This window comes from Azospirillum ramasamyi, assembly GCF_003233655.1.
Classification (GTDB): Bacteria; Pseudomonadota; Alphaproteobacteria; order Azospirillales; family Azospirillaceae; genus Azospirillum; species Azospirillum ramasamyi.
Genome location: NZ_CP029829.1, coordinates 2090496 through 2110112, shown reverse-complemented (window position 1 = coordinate 2110112; position 19617 = coordinate 2090496). Strand labels below are relative to the sequence as shown.

Genomic DNA, 19617 nt, shown 5'->3' with positions numbered 1-19617 from the left:
CGGCAGCCATGCTCACAATCCTCGTCGCCAACATCAAAGGCGGCTGTGGCAAGACGACCGTCGCCACCCATCTCGCCGCCGCATCCGCCGTGGCGGGCCTGTCCACCGTGCTGGCCGACGTGGACCGTCAGCGCTCCTCGCTCGGCTGGCTGGAGCGCCGGCCGGGTCAGGCGTCGACCCTGGTCGGGCTCGATTGGGCCAAGGACTTCTCCGATACGCCGCGCGGCACCAAGCGGCTGGTGATCGACGCGCCCGCCGCGCTGAAGACCAGGCAGATCGAGGATCTGGTGAAGATGGCCGACGTCGTCGTGCTGCCGGTGCTTCCCGGCGCCTTCGACGAACAGGCGACGCAACGCTTCCTCGGCAAGCTCGATGAGCTGAAGCGCATCGCCAAGAAGAAGACCACGGTGGCGGTGGTCGGCAACCGCTTGCGCGCCCGCACCAAGGCCGCCGACCGGCTGGACCGTTTCCTCGGCGGCATCGGCCATCAGGTGGTGACACGGCTGCGCGACAGCCAGATCTACGCCGACGCGGCCGAAAGCGGCCTCAGCCTGTTCGACATGCCGGGCAAGCGCGCCGCCGAGCATCGCGGCGACTGGCAGCCGCTGCTGAGCTACATCGACGGGGTTTGAGGCTACACCCGCGCCACGACGAACAGCCATTTGATCGGGATCAGCGTGTTGCCGCTGGAATGCTCCGGGTAGGCGGCCTCCAGCCGGCGGCGGTAGGCGGCGAGGAAACCGTCCAGTTCGGGGCCGGTCAGCCGGTCCATCACCGGGGCCAGTGCCGGTTGATGAAGCCATTGCAGAAGCGGAACGTCGCCGTCGATCGCGTGGAAATACTCGGTCTCCCACAAATCGATGGCGGCCGCCTGCGGGCTGAGCCAGTCGTAATAATCCTGGGCGCCGTAACGCCGGCCGTCGGTCAGCGGGGCCGCGGGCCATGCGTCATGCAGCCGGTCCGCCCATGGCCCGTCGGCCGCGGTTTCCAGGAGCAGGCGGTGGGCGGTCTGGTCCTGCGGGCGGGGCAGGGCGGCGGCAAGCACCCCGCCGGGGCCGAGCGATTGCAGCAGTTCGGGAAACAGCCGGTCATGGCCGGCCAGATGGTGCAGCCCGCCGGCGGAAATGGCGAGATCCACCGGCCAATGCGGGCGCCAGACCGCCAGATCGGCGTGGTGATAGCGCACGGTGGACGGCGTGTCGGCGGCCCAGCGCAGCATCGCCCGGGAATGGTCGACCGCCAGCACGTCGGCCCGCGGCCAGCGCGCCGCCAGCAGCCGCGACAACTGCCCGGAACCGCAGCCGAGATTGACGACCGACCGAGGCGCGAGGGAGGAAGGGAGCGCCGCCGTCAGGTCGATGACGGGACGGCGGCGCAGGACATCGAGCGTCGCGAAGGCGTCAGGGGTCCATGCCATGCCCTGTGTCATGTGGCACCCGCTCTGTTGGGCGCATGCCGTTCGGGCCTGGCCGTCCGGGTTCGGCCCTCCGGGCTTTGTCGCCCGGCCTTCGCGCCGACCGTCGGGGCTTCGTGGACGGAAGCCCGTCAGGTCAGTGGGCGGAGCCCATGCGGTCGAAATAACGGCCGATCGACGCGAAGATGAAAAGCACGCAGCCGAGGAAGACGATCAGGCCACCGATGGCGAACGCTTCGTCCGCCGCCCGCGAGGAGGCGAGCAGGCCGACGAAGGCCATGATGCCGGCGAGGATGGGATTGATCCAGTAGGAGAGAGCTTTCACGTCCCGAAGTCCTTTCAGAACAAGGCGTTGTCAGAGGGAAAGCGCCCGCCTCCCGCCCCGCCGGGCTTCCCGCGAACGCTTTGACTTTGAAGGGATTCTGCGGGAGGGAGCCCGCGGAATCAATGCGACACAAACGACTTGTGCCCTGCAACATCTAGCGGATCGGTTGCCGTGCCGCCTTGCGGTATGTCAAGCGCGAAGGCCGTTCCGGCCGCATCGCTGCGCAGCAGCCGCAACTCCCCGCCATGGGCGCGCAGCACCTCCCGCGCGATGGCGAGGCCGAGCCCGATCCCGCCGGCGCGGGCCGATCCGGCGAAGGGCTGGAACAGGTTCTCCCGTGCCCGCGGGGCAAGGCCGGGGCCGTCGTCGGCGACCGTCAGGGTCAGGGAGCCCGCCGGCCCGGCCTCGACCGCGATCCGCACCCGGCCGGCGCCGGCCTGCACCGCGTTGCGGCCGAGATTGACCAGCGCGCGGCCGAGCTGTGCCGCATCCACCGGCGCCATCGTGCCGGCGGGGATGTCGTTGATCCACTCCGCCTCGACCCGGCCGCCGTCGGGGTGGACGGTGGCGAGCACCTCCGCCCCGGCCTCCTCCGCCACACGATGCAGATCGGCCGGCGCGGGCGACAGCGGCAGCACGCCGTCGCGGGTGAAGGACAGGGTCTGGCTGCACAGGTCAACCGCACGGTCCAGCGAGGCGACCAGCCGCGGCGTCACCCGCCGCACCTCCGGATCCGCGCTCTCCGTCAGCCGTTCCGACAGGAGGGAGGCGGTGGACAGGATGCCGCGCAGGTCGTGGTTGATCTTCGCCACGGCGGTGCCCAGCGTTGCCAGACGTTCGCGCTGGCGCAGGGCGGCGCGCACCGTGCCCTGCATGGCGGCAAGCTCGCGCTCCGCCACGCCGATCTCGTCGGCGCGGGCGCTCGGCACCAGCGGCGGGGCGCCGTCGGGGTCGTGGCGGAAGGCGACGACCCCTGCGGTCAGCCGCCGCATCGGCCGCACCAGCAGGGCATGCAGCGTGAGATAGACCAGGATCGCCGCGATCAGCGAGATGGCGACCGACACCGCCAGGATGCGGCGGGAGAACTCCACCATCGCATGGATCAGCGGCCGCTCGTCCATCGTCACCTCGACGCGCTGGGCGGGGTCGTTGGGCGAACGGTCGATCACCCGGATCACGCGGTCGCGCGGCGGTCCGAAGGCGCCTTCCAGGGCCATCCACAGGGCGTGGCCGGCATCGACGATCTGCATGCCCATGCCGGTGTTGCGCAGGTCGTACACGGCATCGACCTGCGGCGGCATCGGGCGCGACAGCATGTAGACCCGCGCGCCCGGCTGGATCAGGTCGATGACATGGGTGCCGGTGTAGGACAGCAGCTTCGCCTGCAGCTCCTTCGTCACCATCAGGTCGGGGGCGGCCTCGACCGACAGGGCCGCGATGTGGGCGGCGGCCAGCCGTTCCTCCAGGTAGCTCATGCGGAAACGCGCGATGGAGGGGGTGTAGATCAGCACCTCCGCCAGCAGCACGAACAGGATGGTCAGCACCAGCAGCTTGGCCGACAGGCCGGCCGCGACGATGGGGCGGGGCATGGGCGGGGGAACGGAGCGTGTGTTGCAGGAGCGCCATCCTACGACGGTGACAAACGGGCGTCATCCCCGCGAGGCCCCCGACGCGCTGGCGTTACCGCTTTGGCGTTGGTAAGACAGGCGCCATGAGCGACCTTGCCCGTCACATCGACTCCCTGTCGCGCGCCAACGTGCTTTGCCTTGGCGACGTGATGCTCGACCGTTTCGTCTATGGTTCGGTGGACCGGGTGTCGCCGGAGGCGCCGATTCCCGTCCTGCGCGTGGAGCGCGAAGTCCCCAAGCTGGGCGGCGCCGGCAACGTGGCCGCCAACCTCGTGGCGCTGGAGGCGGATTGCCACTTCGTCTCGGTGGTCGGGCATGACGGCATCGGCACCGACCTGCTGGCCCTGCTGCGGTGCGAGGGCGTCAGCGACGGTTCCATCGTGGTGGAGGACGGGCGCCAGACCACGGTGAAGACCCGCTTCATCGCCGGCCAGCAGCAGCTTCTGCGCACGGACATCGAGACGGTGGTGCCGATCACCGTCGCCGGCCGCGTGCTGGACCGGGTGCGCGAACTGCTGCCCGGCGTGGGCGGCGTCATCCTGTCCGACTACGGCAAGGGCGTGCTGACCGACGATCTGGTGACGGCGGTGATCGCCGCCGCAAGGCAGGCCGGGCGCATGGTGGTGGTCGATCCCAAGGGGCGCGACTACCGGCGCTATCGCGGCGCCGACATCGTGACGCCCAACCGCAAGGAACTGATGGAGGCCACCGGCCTGCCGGCGCGGACGGACGAGGAGGTGATCGCCGCCGCCCGCCACCTGATCGCCACCTGCGGCATCGGCGCCGTCGTCGCCACCCGCAGCGAACAGGGCATGTCGGTGGTCACCGCCGAGGACGCGGTGCATCTGCCGGCCGAGGCGCGCGAGGTGTTCGACGTGTCGGGCGCCGGCGATACCGTGGTGGCGACGCTGACCGCCGCGCTGTCGGTGGGGATCGATCTGGTGGATTCGGCGCGGCTGGCCAATCTGGCCGCCGGCATCGTGGTCGGCAAGGTCGGCACCGCGGTCGTCCGCTCGGCCGAGCTGCTGGCCGGCCTGCACGAGCAGGAATGGCGCCAGGGCGAGGAAAAGGTGGCGACCCGCGACACCGCGGCGGAGCGGGCGGAGCGCTGGCGGCTGCGCGGCAAGCGGGTGGGCTTCACCAACGGCTGCTTCGACCTGCTGCACCCCGGCCATATTTCGCTGCTGAAGCAGGCGCGGGCGGCCTGCGACGTTCTGGTCGTCGGGCTGAACAGCGACGACTCGGTGAAGCGGCTGAAGGGCGAAAGCCGGCCGGTGCAGAACGAGACGGCGCGCGCCACGGTGCTGGCGTCGCTGGGCTGCGTCGATCTGGTGGTGATCTTCGGCGAGGACACGCCGGAAACGCTGATCCGCGCGCTGCGCCCGGACGTGCTGGTCAAGGGCGCCGACTACACCATCGCGACGGTGGTGGGGGCGGATTTCGTCCAGAGCTATGGCGGAAAAGTGGTGCTGGCCGAACTGATCCAGGGACAGAGCACGACCAACACCATCAAGCGCATGAAGAGCTGACGGGGGAAGCCGCGGCTGGCGGACGCTCCCCCCTGTCGGCCCCTTGGCGGAGTCACATCTTCTTCTGGACGTTGTCGGCGCCGCGCTCGATGGCGCGGCCGCCGGCCTGCACGTCCTGGCCGGCGCCCTCGACGGTGTTGCAGGCGGCCAGCGTGGTGCCCAGCAGCGTGCCCATGGCGGCGAGCAGGGCGAATTTCTTGACGATGGTCATTGGTGGTCTCCGTTGCGGTGGCGTGCGATGCCGGTGGAACGCAAGCGGGGCCGTAAAGGTTTCCGCGCGCGATCGGAGAGGGGGGCTGCGCAAAGGTGGTGCCCTTCGCTCTCGCCTCGTCCGCAGCCGCAGGGACGAAGTGTCCCGTTGCCACCGGCCGTGAGCGCGGGCATAAATCGCCCCGCGGAACTTCCCGCTTGCCCTCCCCGCTGGATGGGACGGCTTTTGGCAACGAGCAAGAATGGCGAAAGGAAAGCCTCTCATGGCTGAAAGCACTTTTGACGTCGTTGTGATCGGCGGCGGCCCCGGCGGGTATGTCTGCGCGATCCGCGCGGCGCAGCTCGGCTTCAAGGTCGCCTGCGTCGAGAAGCGGGGGACGCTGGGCGGCACCTGCCTGAATGTCGGCTGCATCCCGTCCAAGGCTCTGCTGGCGGCGTCGGAGAAGTTCGAGGAAGCGGCCCACGGCCTCGCCAAGTTCGGCATCAAGGTCGGCGGCGTGGAACTGGACCTGCCGGGCATGCTGGCCCACAAGGACAAGGTCGTTAAGGACAACGTCGGCGGCATCGAGTTCCTGTTCAAGAAGAACAAGGTCGCCTGGCTGAAGGGCGCGGGCAAGATCACCGCCCCGAACACCGTCGAGGTCGAGGGCGTCGGCCCCATCACCGCGTCGAAGGCGATCGTCATCGCCACCGGTTCGGACGTGACCCCGCTGCCGGGCATCGCCATCGACGAGAAGCGCGTGGTGTCCTCCACCGGCGCCCTGTCGCTGCCGGAGGTGCCGAAGCATCTGGTCGTCATCGGCGGCGGCGTGATCGGGCTGGAGCTGGGCTCCGTCTGGGGCCGTCTGGGCGCCAAGGTGACGGTGGTCGAGTATCTCGACCGCGTGCTGCCGAGCATGGACAACGAGCTGTCGAAGCAGGCCCAGCGCATCTTCGCCAAGCAGGGCATGGATTTCAAGCTGGGCACCAAGGTGACCGGCGCGTCCATGACCGACACCGGCGTGACCCTGACGGTCGAGCCCGCCGCCGGCGGCGAGGCGCAGACCATCGAGGCCGATACCGTCCTGGTCGCCATCGGCCGCCGCCCCTACACCGAAGGCCTCGGCCTGGAGGCGGTGGGTGTCGAGCTGGAGCGCGGCCGGGTCAAGATCGACGGTCATTTCCAGACCAACGTGCCGGGCATCTACGCCATCGGCGACGTGGTGGAAGGCCCGATGCTGGCCCACAAGGCCGAGGAAGAGGGCGTCGCCCTGGCAGAGCAGCTGGCCGGCCAGAAGAGCCACGTCAACCACGACCTGGTTCCCGGCGTCGTCTACACCTGGCCGGAAGTCGCCGCCGTCGGCAAGACCGAGGAGCAGCTGAAGGCCGCGGGAATCGCCTACAAGGCCGGCAAGTTCCCCTTCACCGCCAACGGCCGCGCGCGGGCCGGCGGCAACACCGACGGCTTCGTGAAGATCCTGTCGGATGCCTCCACCGATCAGGTGCTGGGCGTCCACATGATCGGCCCGAACGTGTCGGAGATGATCGGCGAGCTGGTGCTGGCCATGGAGTTCAGCGCGTCCGCCGAAGACATCGCCCGCACCTGCCACGCCCACCCGACCCTGTCGGAAGCGGTCAAGGAAGCGGCGCTGGCGGTGGACGGCCGTCCGCTGCACATCTGATCGCCCGCCCATCCGATCTGCGTTCCGCCAAATTGGGGGCCGCCGATCTGGAGGCAGCAAGCTCCGTAGCGACGAAAGGCTCCCCCGCTCCTTGGCGGGGGAGCCTTTTTCGTTGAGGTGTCCGCCCAGCCGATCAGGCCGCGCGGATCGTCGACAGGAAGCCGTTCACCACGTTGCGCAGACGGCCGGCGTCGCCGGCGAGCTGGCCGGAAACCGACAGGACGTTCTCGGCGGAATGACCCGCCTCGACGGCGGCGCTGCGGACGTCGGCGATGGTCTTGGTCACCTCATGGGTGCCGCTGGCGGCCTGCTGGACGTTGCGGGCGATCTCGGCGGTGGCAGAGCCCTGCTCCTCCACCGCGGCGGCAATGGCGGTGGAGATCTCGTCGATCTGGGCGATGATGCCGCCGATGCCCTTGATGGCGCTGGCGGTCTCGCCGGTGACGCGCTGCATGCCGGAGACGTGGCCGGCGATGTCCTCCGTCGCACGGGCGGTCTGGCTGGCGAGGCTCTTCACCTCCTGCGCCACCACGGCGAATCCCTTGCCGGCCTCGCCGGCGCGGGCGGCCTCGATGGTGGCGTTCAGCGCCAGCAGGTTGGTCTGGCTGGCGATGTCCTGGATCAGCTGGACCACCGTGCCGATCTTCTCCGCCGCCTCGGTCAGGCTCAGCACCTGCCCGTTGGCCTGCTGGGCAGCCTCCACCGCCTCGCGGGCGATCTGGGCGGAACGGTTGACCCGCTCGCCGATCTCCTGGATCGAGGAGGACAGCTGTTCCGTGGCGCTGGCCACCGTCTGCACGTTGCTGCTGGCATCCTGCGAGGCGTTGGCGACCACGCCGGCCTGCTGGCTGGTCTGGGTCGCGGTGGCGGTCATGGTCTGGGCCGTGCCGGTCATCGACTGGGCCGCGCGGTCGACGCCGTCCACCACATTCATCACCTGGGCTTCCAGGTCGTTGGCGAGCTGCAGCATGGCGGCGCGGCGTTCGGCGTCGGCCTTGGCCTGATCCTCGGCGCGCTGGTCGATCATCCGCTTCAGGTCGGCCAGCATCTTGCGCAGGGCGTCGGCCAGGGCGCCGACCTCGTCGGACTGGCGGATATCGAGCGTCTGGTCGAAGCGGCCGGCGGCGATGCCCTCGGCGAAGCTGACGCTGGCGCGGATCGGCCGGGCGACGCCGCCGGCGACCACCCACATCACCGCGACGGCGCCGAAGGCGACCAGGGCGCCGACGGCGACCTGCCACAGGATGCTGGAACTGGCGCGCTCGCCCAGGGCGGAGGACAGCGCCATCCCGTCGGCCAGCACGAGATCCTTCGGCACCTGGACCAGCACCGCCCACGGCTTCTCGGTGTTGCCCATGGTGATGGGGGCGAAGCTGCGCAGCATGTTGGTGGAGGCTTCGATATCGACATGGGCCTTGCCGGCCTGGACATTCGCCAGATCGGCCTGCCAGGAGGCATCGAAGGTGGAAATCGGCTGGCCGATCAGGTCGGGCCGGGCGCTGTGGGCGACGATCAGGCCCATGTTGCTGATGATGACCACCTGGCTGCGGCCGTCGAACACGGCGTTGCTGACCTTGGTCGACAATTGCTGGACGAAGTCCAGGTTGAAGTCGGCGCCGGCCACGCCGCGGAACTTGCCGTCGATCACCACCGGCACCGACAGGGTCGCCAGGAACACCTGCTTGCCCTGCACGATGTAGGGCAGGGGGTCGAGCACGCTTTCGCGCCCGTTCTCCTTCGGGCCGATGTACCAGCCGCCCTTCATGACGCCGTTGGAATGGCGCTCGCGGCTGTCATACTCGACCAGGGGCTGCATGGCGATGCGGCCGTTCTGGTCGCGGTTCCAGTAGGGAATGAAGCGGCCGGTGGCGTCGGTGCCGGATTCGCGGCGGTTGCGGAACTCGCCGTCCCGGCCGTCGAGAGCGTCGGGTTCCCAGGCCGAATAGGTGCCGTTGAACAGCGGGTTGCGCTGCAGCACCGACAGCAGCACGCCGTTGAAGGCGTCGCGGCGCTGATCGGACGGGACATGGCCGCCCGCGCCGCCGTCGGCGAGGCTGGAGAAGCTGGCGGCCATGGTCCGGGCGGCGTTCAATGCGGTGTCGAACTCCGACCGCAGAAGCCCGGCCTGGGTGGCGGCGAGATTCTGAAGCGACTCCGTCGTCTTGCTTTCAAGAATTCGCTCCACGTTGCCCGTGACGAATTCGTTGCTGGAGCGCGTCGACAGGACTCCAAAGCCGACGAGTACGGCAACCGTCCCAGTCAGGCAAAATCCGGACAGGATGGATATCTTTGATTGGATTGACTTGATTTGCATTCATTTATCCACCGCATGAGAATTGCGCTGGACAATCATTAGCAAACGTAGCTATGTTGCAGACACAGGTCAGCAGGCAAACTGTTTAGAGGCATAGCCTAGATATGGTAGGCGACCTGCGGCCGATCATCGGCGTTCGTCTCCCCGCATCGGCGCAGGACACAGTTTTTAGGCGAGCAGAGTAGTCTCCAGATGCGACAGTCCACCGGTCGGTGGAAGCCCCCGACACGGCGTCGTCAGTAGAGTCCGTCGATCTCTTCGTCGGTGTAGTCGGGCGGCGGCGGGGCCGGACGCAGCGGTCGTAGCGGTGGAGATGTCGCGCGGAGGCGCACCGGGCCCGGAAGCGAGCGAGTTCTACGTGTTCCCTTTGGGGCCTCGCGGTATTTCCGCGGCAGGCCGTGTCCTTTGCTGTCTTTCTCCTCTGCCCGCGCCAGCATCAGGACCCGCGACGGTGCCGGAGGATCCCCGTCCTGCAACGGCGGCGGCCAGAACAGACCGCCCTTTGCCGACCAGCGGATTTGTCGGCCGAGCGCCCGGGGCATCAGCGTCATCAACTGAAAGACGAACGGCTCCGCCTGGACTTCGCCCTGCGAATGTCCATCGGTCGTCGTCATCGTTCTCGACGAAGCCGAACTCCACAGCCAGGCGGCTTCGTCGAGATAGCGGCTCAGGTGAACGCGACTAAACCTATGGTAGACACCAAAACGGCTTCGTTCGAGAAGCCCCGCGAAGCCCTCGGCGTGATTGACGTGAACGTTCCGTTCGTCGTCCCGCAACTCAGCATTGCGCCGCCGTTTGCGCGGTCGCTTGCCGTCCTTCCGCTCGACACGGGCGTATTCTTCCGCTCCGTGATTGACGCTGGAGTGTCCGCCGAAATCCCGACCGACGACCGCGAGGGCCTTGTCTCCGTCGGTCATCAGGTGCGCGTCGGGCTTCACAACCGCCTTGATGACCGAGGCCAATTCCGCGGCGGACTCCCCGGAGACAACGCCGGTTCGAACCCGCCCCTCCCGGGCGTTCATAATGACTACGATCGCCTTGTCCGACCCCTTGCCGCGCGGATTCCACACGTATTTCGTGTATCCGTCCTTGCGCGGCTCGCCGCCGATTCGTTTCGTATCGATCTCGACCTCGCCGTCGAGAACCGGTTCGCTTTCGTGCCGGTAATCGAGAAGTTCGCGGACAGCATGTGCCATTTTCCAGGCCGTCGGCTGGGTCACGCCGAGATGCCGGGCCAGAACGACGGACGAGACGCCCTTGCTGCTGCTGAGCAGGTAGAACAGCGCCTTTATCCACTTGAGAAGTGGGAGTTTTGTCCCGTGAAGCGGCGTGAAGGTCTTGACGGTGAACTGGGCGGCGCAGTTTCCACACTCGAACAGCCCGACACGCGGGGCGCGGGCTTCTCCGCTACGGGTCGTTTTGACCGAGTTGAAGCGGTAGACCTTGACGGATTTGCAATGCGGGCAGAACGGACCGTCCGGCCAGACCAGGGTTTCGAAGAAGGTTCGTGCCTGCGCCTCGTCTGTGAAACGAGCTGTCAACTCGTCAGCATCGGTGTGGATGCTGAGGTCAAAGTCCTGGCAGATTTTGTAGAAGCGCTCGTTGCCCACGGCCGACCTCCCCCGAGGCCGACACTCTACCGGAAGACGCATCCGATTTGAATCAATATGTAGGAGGTGCGCGCGGAGCGCCGCCGTTATCGTAAGTCTATGTTTTTGTTGATTTTTGCGTCTGCACCTGTGTCTGCAACATAGCTACGTTAGCAAACCTAAATATTAAGCAAAGAATAACGGTTTATAGGGGCTTTTCACCAATATTCTGTACTAAAGCCTTAGAAGAGTGGAGAGCGAGGCGGTAAATATTGATGTATATTCTGAGTCATGCAGAGTTCTTTTGATCGGCGTTGCAGTGAACGCGGCCGGTTCGATTGTTGCGCGGTCTGCAGCGCGACCGCGAGTGCTTCAAAGGGAAATTCGGCCCGACGCTGGATCGTATATCGGAATATGCTGATTCGGTTGTGCGATCGAGCGCCGGTCAGGCCTTGCGTGCCCGAGGATGGGCGTTGCGGTACACGTTCATCAGCTGCTCGTTCTCCACATCCGTATAACGCTGGGTTGTGGAGAGCGAGGCGTGGCCGAGCAGGTCCTGGATGGCGCGCAGGTCGCCGCCGTCCGCCAAAAGATGGGTCGCGAAACTGTGCCGCAGCGCGTGCGGGGTGGCACTGTCCGGCATGCCCATCAGGGCGCGTAGCTTCTGCATCTGGTGCTGGGCGACGCTGGCGTTCAGCCGGCCGCCGCGGGCGCCGACGAACAGCGGGCCGTCGGGCGCCAGCGTGAAGGGGCAGCTGTCGATATAGGCGCGCACCGCCTCCGTCACCGCCGGCAGGACGGGGATCATGCGGTCCTTGCGGCCCTTGCCGGTGACGCGCAGCGTGTCGCCCAGCGGCGCGTCCTTGCGCGCCAGGCCCAGCGCCTCGGAAATGCGCAGGCCGCAGCCGTAGAGCAGGGTGAACAGGGCGCGGTCGCGCTTGCCGATCCAGGGTTCGTCGCGGTCGCGCTCGGCCTCCTCCAGCAGGCGGTCGGCGTCGATCTCCGTCAGCGGGCGCGGGGCCGGACGCTTGACCTTCGGCGTGGCGAGGGTGGCGACGGCGGGATTGTGCAGGCGGCCGCTGCGGTCCATCCAGCGGAAGAGATTGCGCACCGCCGCAAGCTTGCGCGCCCGGCTGGCCCCGACCAGCCCGTCCATCGCCAGCCGGGACATCCAGGCGCGGAAATCCGCCGCCTTCAGGTCGCCTAGATCGTTCAGCGAAGGCGGGGAGCCGCCGCGGAATTCGGTGAGGAAGCGCAGGAACTCGCCCACATCGGCGGTGTAGGCCGACAGGGTGTGGCGGGAAACCGCCTTCTCGCTCTCCATCCAGCGCCGCCAATGGGCCAGCATGTCCTGGACGTCGGGCTTGGCGGAGAAACCCAGGCTCGGAGCGGCGGGAACAGGCTCGCTCACGCCGGCAACTCCAGCCAGCCGCGGATCACCCGCTCGATGACGCGGGCGAGGAAGCCGACCAGTTCGGTGCCCTGGCCGTTGTGGAAGGTGTCGGGCTCGCGGCTGCCGAAGGCGAGCAGGCCGTCGGGCGTCTCGCTGGAGACCTGGATGCGGATCAGCGCCTCGGACCGGACGAGACCGGCGCCGGGGCCGTAGATCTCGGGATCGCCCTGGATGTCGGTGTTCAGCACAACGTCGGCGCGGCCCAGCCGCTCGGCGATCGCGCCCGGTTCCACCACCCGCACGCCGGAGCGGTGGACATGGGGGATGTCGGTGCCGTTGGATTCGATGACGAGGCAGGCGACGTCGAGGTCGAGCAGGACCGCGAGGTCGGTCGTGATGGTCTGGATCAGCTGCTCGAAGCTCTGGGCGTCGAGCAGAAACAGCACCGCGGCATGGATGCGGTTCTGGCTGTTCAGGTTGGCCCGGCTGGTGCCGATCAGCTCGCGCTGCTGGTCCTTGAGGGCGCGGACCTCGGCGCGCAGGCGGTCGACCATGAAGGCCTGGAGGTCCACCACCCCCCGCCCGCGGTCGATCGACGGCGGGGTCAGGTGGTGGACCAGATCGGCGTTCTGGGCCAGGAAGTCCGGGTGGCTCCGCAGATAGGCGCGCACATCCTCCGAAGAGAGCGTGGTCGCACGTTGCGGGCTGTGACCCGGTTCGCGGCCCCTGTCGGCCATGATCGTTCCGGCCCGCCTTACAGGATCGACTGGCCGGTCTTCTTCCAGTCCTCGACGAACTGGGAGAGACCCTTGTCGGTCAGCGGGTGGTTGAACAGCTGCTTCAGCACCGACGCCGGGGCGGTCACGACATGGGCGCCCAGGCGGGCGGCCTTGACGATGTGCATCGGGTTGCGGATCGAGGCGACCAGCACCTCGGTCTTGAAGGCGTCGTAGTTGTTATAGATCTCGCAGATGTCCTTGATGATGCCCATGCCGTCCTGGCCGATGTCGTCCAGCCGGCCGACGAAGGGCGACACGAAGCTGGCGCCGGCCTTCGCCGCCAGGATCGCCTGGGCGGGGGAGAAGCACAGCGTGACGTTGACCATCGTCCCTTCGGACGAGATGATCTTGCAGACCTTCAGGCCGGCCGGGGTCAGGGGCACCTTCACCGCGACGCGGTGGGAGATCTTGGCGATCTTGTGGGCCTCGGCGAGCATGGTCTCGAAGTCGGTGGAGGCCACCTCGGCGCTGACCGGACCGTTGACGACGTCGCAAATCTCGGCCACGAGGTCGAGGAATTGACGGCCGGACTTGGCGATCAGGGAGGGGTTGGTGGTAACACCGTCCAGCAGACCGGTATCGGCCAGATCGCGGATCTCGGCGATGTCGGCGGTGTCGACGAAGAACTTCATGACGAAGGGTCCATGCTTGCTGATGTTGACCGGAACCGGCCGCGCCGGAAAACTGACCGACGCGCCGTCCCGCCCGGTGCCCGGGACATGAGGCCACTCTAGCCGATGCGTTCGACTTCCGCCAGTTCCGCCCCGGGCATTCAGGGGGATCTTCTTGGGGACACGCCCGAAACGGGGCAGCCCGAAGGCGATTCCATGCGCGAAACCACGGATTTCCCGGCAAAGCCGCAGCTTCGCGGTCCCGACCGCCGCGTCGCCGTCCTGCTGCCGCTACCGCTGCGCGAGGCCTACGACTACCGCGTGCCGGACGGGATGGAGCTGGTTCCCGGCGATTACGTCGAGGTGCCGCTGGGGCCGCGCCGGGTCATCGGCGTCGTCTGGGGCCCCGGCGCCGGGACGCTGGACTCCGGCCGGCTGAAGCCGGTGGTGCGCCGGTTCGACGTGCCGCCGATGACCGAGGTCGGCCGCCGCTTCGTCGAATGGGTCGCCGCCTACACCATGACGCCGCCGGGCTTCGTCCTGCGCATGGCGGTCAGCGTGCCGGCGGCGCTGGAGCCGCCCAAGCCGATGCTGGCCTATCTGCGCAAACAGGGTGCCGAGCCGCCGCCCGGCTTCAAGATGACCGACCCGCGCAGGCGCATCCTGGCCTTGCTGGACGATGGCCCTCCCCGCACCCCGGCGGAACTGGCCGACGAGGCCGGCTGCGGCGTCACCGTGGTGCGCGGGCTGGCGGAGGCCGGGCTGCTGGAGCCGGTGATGCTGCAGCCGACCCGGCTCGGCCGGCCGGACTGGCAGCGGCCCGGACCCGCCCTGTCGCCCGACCAGCGGGCGGCGGCCGACGACCTGCGCGAGCGGGTGGCCTCGGGGCGCTACTCCACCGTGCTGCTCGACGGCGTCACCGGGTCGGGCAAGACGGAGGTCTATTACGAGGCGATCTCCGCCGCCCTGGAGCAGGGCAAGCAGGCGCTGGTGCTGCTGCCGGAGATCGCGCTGTCGGCGCAGTGGCTCGACCGCTTCGCCCGGCGCTTCGGCGCGCCGCCGGCGGAATGGCATTCGGAACTGACCGGGGCGCAGCGCCGCGACACCTGGCGCGCGGTGGCCAAGGGCGAGGTGCCGGTGGTGGTCGGCGCCCGCTCGGCCCTGTTCCTGCCCTATCCCGAACTGGGCGTCATCATCGTCGATGAGGAGCACGACTCCGCCTACAAGCAGGAGGAGGGCGCGATCTACCATGCCCGCGACATGGCGGTGGCGCGGGCGCATCTGGGCGGGCTGCCCATCGCGCTGGTCTCCGCCACGCCGTCGCTGGAAACCAAGGTCAACGCCGACAGCCACCGCTATGCCCGCATCGCCCTGCCGGCCCGCCATGGCGGCGCCGTGCTGCCCGACGTGGAACTGGTCGACCTGCGGCGCGACCGCCCGCCCGCCCGGCACTGGCTGGCGCCCAGCCTGCGCAAGGCGCTGACCGACACACTGGCGGGGGGCGAGCAGGCGATGCTGTTCCTGAACCGCCGCGGCTACGCCCCGCTGACCCTGTGCCGCGCCTGCGGCCACCGCATGCAATGCCCGAACTGCACGGCGTGGCTGGTCGAGCACCGGCTCGCGCGGAAGCTGCAATGCCACCATTGCGGCCTGCAGCAGCCCTTGCCCCATGCCTGCCCGGAATGCGGGGAGGAGGGAACCATGGCCGCCTGCGGTCCGGGGGTGGAGCGCATCGCCGAGGAGGTGGCGGAGCTATTCCCCGAGGCCCGCGCCGCCATCATGGCGTCCGACACCCTGCACGGCCCGCGCGCCATCCAGGAGATGGTGGAGAGCATCGGCCGGCACGAGCTGGACATCATCATCGGCACCCAGGTGATGGCGAAGGGCCACCATTTCCCGATGCTGACCCTGGTGGGGGTGGTGGATGCCGATCTGGGCCTCAACGGCGGCGACCTGCGGGCGGCCGAACGCACCTACCAGCTGCTGCATCAGGTGGCCGGGCGCGCCGGACGCGGCGAGCGGCCGGGGCGGGTGATGCTGCAGACCTTCATGCCCGAGCATCCGGTGATGCAGGCTCTGGCGGCTGGCGACCGCGACGGCTTCTATCAGTTGGAGGCGGAGATGCGGCTGGAGGCCGGCATGCCGCCCTTCGGCCGGCTGGCCGCGCTGATCGTGTCGGGCGAGGATCCGACGCTGGTGGAGCGGGTGGCGATGGCGCTGGGCCGCGCCGCGCCGCGCAGCGACGACGTGCATGTGCTGGGGCCGGCCCCGGCGCCGCTGGCCCTGCTGCGCGGGCGGCACCGCCGCCGCCTGCTGCTGAAGGCGCCGCGCAGCACCCAGGTGCAGCCGCTGATCGCGGAATGGCTGGAGCGGGTGGAGATCCCGCCGGCCATCCGGGTGCAGATCGATGTCGACCCCTACAGCTTCCTTTAGGCGTTCTTAGCGCCGCCCGGCGAGGCTGCGGCGAATCGACCCGAATCGGTCGCCGCTGCGGTCGGGCATGGCACCTGTGACGTTTGGTCCATTGCGTGGCGGCGGGCGCGGTATTACCACGGTCGGGATGGTTCCGTGTACAAACATCCTTCCCGGACCCGAACATCACAGGCACAGGTTCAGGCTGATGATGGGCATGATCTCCAAGCTTCGTCTGCGCGTACAGCGTCAAACCCTGCTGACCGTGCTGCCGGTTCTGCTGCTGCTGGTGGTCATCGCCTTCGCCGCCGGCGCGCCGGCCCACACCCGCGGCACCGATGCCGAGGCGCTGACCATGATCGACCGTGCCCAGCATCTGCTGGAGCGGATCGGTCCGGACGCGGCGGCCGAAGCCTTTGCCGGTCATGATAGCGCTTACATCGACCGCGACCTCTACCCGATGCTGCTGGACGACCAGGGTGTGATGATCGCCCATGGCTGGACCGCGACGCTGAACGGATCGAACCTGAAGGATCTGCGCGACGTGGACGGCAAGCCCTTCATCCGGGAGGCGCTGGCCGGTGTGGCGCGCGACGGACGCACCAACGTCACCTATCAGTGGATCGATCCGCTGACCGGGCAGGTTGCGCGCAAGACGATGCACGCCCGCCGCCTGGTGCTGAACGGCAAACCCTACATGCTGGCGGTCGGGGTCTACCGATAAGCAGGGAGGGCGCCGGCACGTCTTCAGGTTCGACAGTGGAACTCATGCGGCGGGATGCTGCACGTCTCTTTTCTACATGGTGAAATTCAAAAGCCGCTCTTCCCGGGCCATCCGGCGGTCACGGGCGGTCCGGGGCTGTCACGGCATGCGCGGGCGGCGCGGGCGCCAGATCGACAGGCATTCCGCGGCGCTGTCGCCGGCGCCGATGCCGTACCAGCCGGAACGGTCGTGGAAGGACAGGCTGTAGCGGCCCTTGGCGTCGCGTTCGAACCGGAAGACCGGGCGGTCCACCTCCGGCAGAAGCACCAGCAGGCGGTCATGGTCGCGGCCCGACTCGCGCAGCACGCCGGCCCAATGGCCGCGGCTCAGCTTGGCTTCGGCGACCGCCGAGAAGGCATCCAGGTCTTCCGGAGTGAAACGGGCGCGGCAGAATTGGATGACGTTCGACGGACGGGATCCGCTGCCCGGTTCGGCGATCGCACGGGTGTCGGAAACGGAATCGGACGTCGGCAGGATGGTCATGGCGGAAGGGCCCCTGATCTCACTGGATCGGCCTCGAGCGTGGCGAAACCGCTGGAAACGGTGGCGGATCGGCCGGCTGGGCGGTTCGGACCGACCCTGGATCAGATTGGTTAACCTTGAATTAAGCCGAGATTGGCGCCACATCGAAGTCACAGCCGGTATGACCAATCACGCCCGACCCGAGTCCTCGGGGCGCGCAGTTGCGACCGATGATTCCGCAGTTGCTCAAAACGCCGCGGTCAAATTGTCCAGACGCCGTTGCGTGGGCGCGATTCCTGTGATATTGGACCGCTCGCTTTCGCGGCCGGGGTGTTTGTGCCTCGGGTTGACACCCTATAAGGCCGCCGAATTCACCGTCTACCGAACTCAATTCGAGGGATCAGGTGGCATCCGAAGGAACAGGCGTATCCGAACTCACCGCGCGTTACTCAATCGCGCTGTTCGAGCTTGCGGACGAAAACCAGGCGTTGGACACGGTCGCGAGCGATCTGACCACGCTGAAGCAGATCCTGGCCGAGAGCGCTGACCTCCGTCGCCTCGTCCGCAGCCCCGTCATCAGCCGCGCCGATCAGGGCAAGGCCATGGCCGCTGTCCTGGACAGCGCCGGCGTGTCCGATCTGACCAAGCGCTTCATCGGGCTGGTGGCGGCCAACCGCCGCCTGTTCGCGATCGATGGGATGATCGATGGCTTCCTGGCCGAGCTGGCCCGGCGCCGCGGCGAGGTCACGGCCCAGGTCACGACGGCCAAGCCGCTGAACGACGCCCAGCGCAATGCCGTCATCGACGCGCTCAAGGCGTCCATCGGTTCCAAGGTGTTGGTGAACACCTCCGTCGATCCGGAGCTGATCGGCGGCATGATCGTTAAGTTCGGCTCGCGCATGGTCGATACCTCGGTGCGCACGAAGCTGAACAAATTGCAACTCGCCATGAAGGCCTCAGGGGGATCAGTCTGATGGATATCCGCGCCGCAGAAATCTCTGCGATCCTCAAGCAGCAGATCGCGAATTTCGGGACCGAGGCGGATGTCGCCGAGGTTGGTCAGGTTCTGTCGGTGGGTGACGGCGTCGCCCGCGTGCACGGCCTGGACAACGTCCGCGCCGGCGAGATGGTCGAGTTCCCAGGTGGCCTGCAGGGCATGGCGCTGAACCTCGAGACCGACAACGTCGGTATCGTGATCTTCGGCGACGACCGCGGCATCAAGGAAGGCGACACCGTCAAGCGCACCGGCACCATCGTCGACGTTCCGGTCGGCCGTGGCCTGCTGGGCCGCGTTGTCGACGGCCTCGGCAACCCGATCGACGGCAAGGGCCCGCTGGTCAACGTCGAGCGCAAGCGCGTCGAGGTGAAGGCCCCCGGCATCATCCCGCGCAAGTCGGTGCACGAGCCGATGCAGACCGGCCTGAAGGCCGTCGACAGCCTGGTTCCGATCGGGCGCGGCCAGCGCGAGCTGATCATCGGTGACCGTCAGACCGGCAAGACCGCCGTCGTCATCGACACCTTCCTGAACCAGAAGCCGATCAACCAGGGCGACGACGAGAGCAAGAAGCTCTACTGCATCTACGTCGCCGTCGGCCAGAAGCGTTCGACCGTCGCCCAGATCGTCAAGACCCTGGAAGACGCCGGCGCCATGGAATACTCCATCGTCGTCGCCGCCACCGCGTCGGAGCCGGCTCCGCTGCAGTTCCTGGCGCCGTACACCGGCTGCACGATGGGCGAGTATTTCCGCGACAACGGCATGCACGCCCTGATCGTGTACGACGATCTGTCCAAGCAGGCCGTCGCCTACCGCCAGATGTCGCTGCTGCTCCGCCGTCCGCCGGGCCGCGAAGCCTATCCGGGCGACGTGTTCTACCTCCACAGCCGCCTGCTGGAGCGCGCCGCCAAGATGGGCGACGCCCATGGCAACGGCTCGCTGACCGCCCTGCCGGTCATCGAAACCCAGGCCGGCGACGTGTCCGCCTACATTCCGACCAACGTGATCTCGATCACCGACGGTCAGATCTTCCTGGAAACCGGCCTGTTCTATAAGGGCATCCGCCCCGCCATCAACGTCGGTCTGTCGGTGAGCCGCGTCGGCTCCGCCGCCCAGATCAAGGCGATGAAGCAGGTTGCCGGCACCATCAAGATGGAACTCGCGCAGTACCGCGAGATGGCCGCCTTCGCCCAGTTCGCCTCGGACCTCGACGCCTCGACCCAGCGCCTGCTGGCCCGTGGCGCCCGTCTGACCGAGCTGCTGAAGCAGGGCCAGTTCCAGCCGCTGCCGGTGGAAGAGCAGGTCGTGTCGATCTTCGCCGGCGTGAAGGGCTACCTGGACGCCATCCGCGTCGAGGACGTGAACCGCTTCGAGGCCAAGTTCCTGTCGGAAATCCGCGCTAAGGGCGCCGATATCCTGGCGGCGATCCGCACCGACAAGCAGATCACCTCGGCGACCGAAGAGAAGCTGAAGGCGTTCCTCGACGGCTTCGCCAAGGTCTTCGTCTGACCGACCGCGTGCGGGGGCGGGAAA

17 protein-coding genes are annotated in these 19617 nt (G+C 68.0%); 7 read left to right on the top strand and 10 right to left on the bottom strand.

All coding sequences use genetic code 11. The features are described from left to right. Positions 1-8 precede the first annotated feature (8 nt). Positions 9-632 (top strand): ParA family protein, encoded by a 624-nt coding sequence (locus DM194_RS09840; RefSeq protein WP_111067156.1) that lies wholly within the window; start codon positions 9-11, stop codon positions 630-632. Between the two features lie 2 nt (positions 633-634). Here DM194_RS09840 and DM194_RS09835 read toward each other — a convergent pair whose 3' ends face one another. The 3 genes from DM194_RS09835 to DM194_RS09825 all read right to left on the bottom strand — a co-directional run bounded on the left by DM194_RS09835 (position 635) and on the right by DM194_RS09825 (position 3328). Then, entirely contained in the window at positions 635-1417 is a 783-nt protein-coding gene (locus tag DM194_RS09835) for a methyltransferase domain-containing protein (RefSeq protein ID WP_111067890.1), read from the bottom strand. Positions 1418-1550: 133 nt separating this feature from the next. After that, a complete protein-coding gene (locus DM194_RS09830) occupies positions 1551-1739 on the bottom strand; it encodes a hypothetical protein (protein WP_111067155.1) in 189 nt (62 codons plus the stop codon). Positions 1740-1858: 119 nt separating this feature from the next. Beyond that, a complete protein-coding gene (locus DM194_RS09825) occupies positions 1859-3328 on the bottom strand; it encodes a sensor histidine kinase (RefSeq protein WP_111067154.1) in 1470 nt (489 codons plus the stop codon). Positions 3329-3450: 122 nt separating this feature from the next. Between DM194_RS09825 and rfaE1 the strand changes: the two genes are divergently transcribed. Beyond that, the gene (rfaE1, locus tag DM194_RS09820; RefSeq protein ID WP_111067153.1) at positions 3451-4896 is read left to right on the top strand and encodes a D-glycero-beta-D-manno-heptose-7-phosphate kinase; all 1446 of its coding nucleotides are present in this window, start codon (positions 3451-3453) and stop codon (positions 4894-4896) included. Between the two features lie 52 nt (positions 4897-4948). Here rfaE1 and DM194_RS09815 read toward each other — a convergent pair whose 3' ends face one another. Continuing rightward, a complete protein-coding gene (locus DM194_RS09815; RefSeq protein ID WP_111067152.1) occupies positions 4949-5107 on the bottom strand; it encodes an entericidin A/B family lipoprotein in 159 nt (52 codons plus the stop codon). Between the two features lie 262 nt (positions 5108-5369). Between DM194_RS09815 and lpdA the strand changes: the two genes are divergently transcribed. Beyond that, the gene (gene lpdA / locus DM194_RS09810) at positions 5370-6767 is read left to right on the top strand and encodes a dihydrolipoyl dehydrogenase (RefSeq protein ID WP_111067151.1); all 1398 of its coding nucleotides are present in this window, start codon (positions 5370-5372) and stop codon (positions 6765-6767) included. Positions 6768-6900: 133 nt separating this feature from the next. Here the strand turns inward: lpdA and DM194_RS09805 are convergent, their stop codons facing one another. The 5 genes from DM194_RS09805 to fsa all read right to left on the bottom strand — a co-directional run bounded on the left by DM194_RS09805 (position 6901) and on the right by fsa (position 13474). Continuing rightward, positions 6901-8952, bottom strand: coding sequence for a methyl-accepting chemotaxis protein (locus DM194_RS09805; protein WP_483960492.1), 2052 nt, complete (start codon positions 8950-8952; stop codon positions 6901-6903). A 365-nt stretch (positions 8953-9317) separates the two neighbouring features. Further along, positions 9318-10691: an IS1595 family transposase gene (locus tag DM194_RS09800; protein WP_162629991.1), complete on the bottom strand. Its 1374-nt coding sequence runs from the start codon at positions 10689-10691 to the stop codon at positions 9318-9320. A 424-nt stretch (positions 10692-11115) separates the two neighbouring features. Further along, positions 11116-12018, bottom strand: coding sequence for a tyrosine recombinase XerC (locus tag DM194_RS09795; RefSeq protein ID WP_425457283.1), 903 nt, complete (start codon positions 12016-12018; stop codon positions 11116-11118). A gap of 59 nt (positions 12019-12077) precedes the next feature. Further along, complete coding sequence (locus DM194_RS09790; protein WP_111067147.1) at positions 12078-12800, bottom strand: DUF484 family protein; 723 nt, start codon at positions 12798-12800, stop codon at positions 12078-12080. 17 nt (positions 12801-12817) lie between these two features. Then, positions 12818-13474, bottom strand: a complete 657-nt coding sequence (gene fsa, locus DM194_RS09785) for a fructose-6-phosphate aldolase (protein WP_063635338.1) — start codon at positions 13472-13474, stop codon at positions 12818-12820. 195 nt (positions 13475-13669) lie between these two features. On the opposite strand from fsa, the gene DM194_RS09780 reads away from it, so the two are divergent. Further along, positions 13670-15886 (top strand): primosomal protein N', encoded by a 2217-nt coding sequence (locus DM194_RS09780; RefSeq protein ID WP_111067146.1) that lies wholly within the window; start codon positions 13670-13672, stop codon positions 15884-15886. Positions 15887-16082: 196 nt separating this feature from the next. Further along, entirely contained in the window at positions 16083-16589 is a 507-nt protein-coding gene (locus DM194_RS09775; protein WP_246024174.1) for a cache domain-containing protein, read from the top strand. A gap of 138 nt (positions 16590-16727) precedes the next feature. On the opposite strand, the gene DM194_RS09770 is transcribed toward DM194_RS09775, so the two are convergent. Next, entirely contained in the window at positions 16728-17111 is a 384-nt protein-coding gene (locus DM194_RS09770) for a hypothetical protein (RefSeq protein ID WP_111067144.1), read from the bottom strand. A gap of 383 nt (positions 17112-17494) precedes the next feature. Here DM194_RS09770 and DM194_RS09765 point away from each other — a divergent pair, with 383 nt between their 5' ends. Both DM194_RS09765 and atpA read left to right on the top strand, forming a co-directional pair. Continuing rightward, positions 17495-18064, top strand: coding sequence for a F0F1 ATP synthase subunit delta (locus DM194_RS09765; RefSeq protein WP_111067143.1), 570 nt, complete (start codon positions 17495-17497; stop codon positions 18062-18064). Continuing rightward, positions 18064-19593 (top strand): F0F1 ATP synthase subunit alpha, encoded by a 1530-nt coding sequence (gene atpA, locus DM194_RS09760; protein WP_111067142.1) that lies wholly within the window; start codon positions 18064-18066, stop codon positions 19591-19593. Before DM194_RS09765 ends, atpA begins: the two co-directional genes overlap by 1 nt. Positions 19594-19617 lie beyond the last annotated feature (24 nt).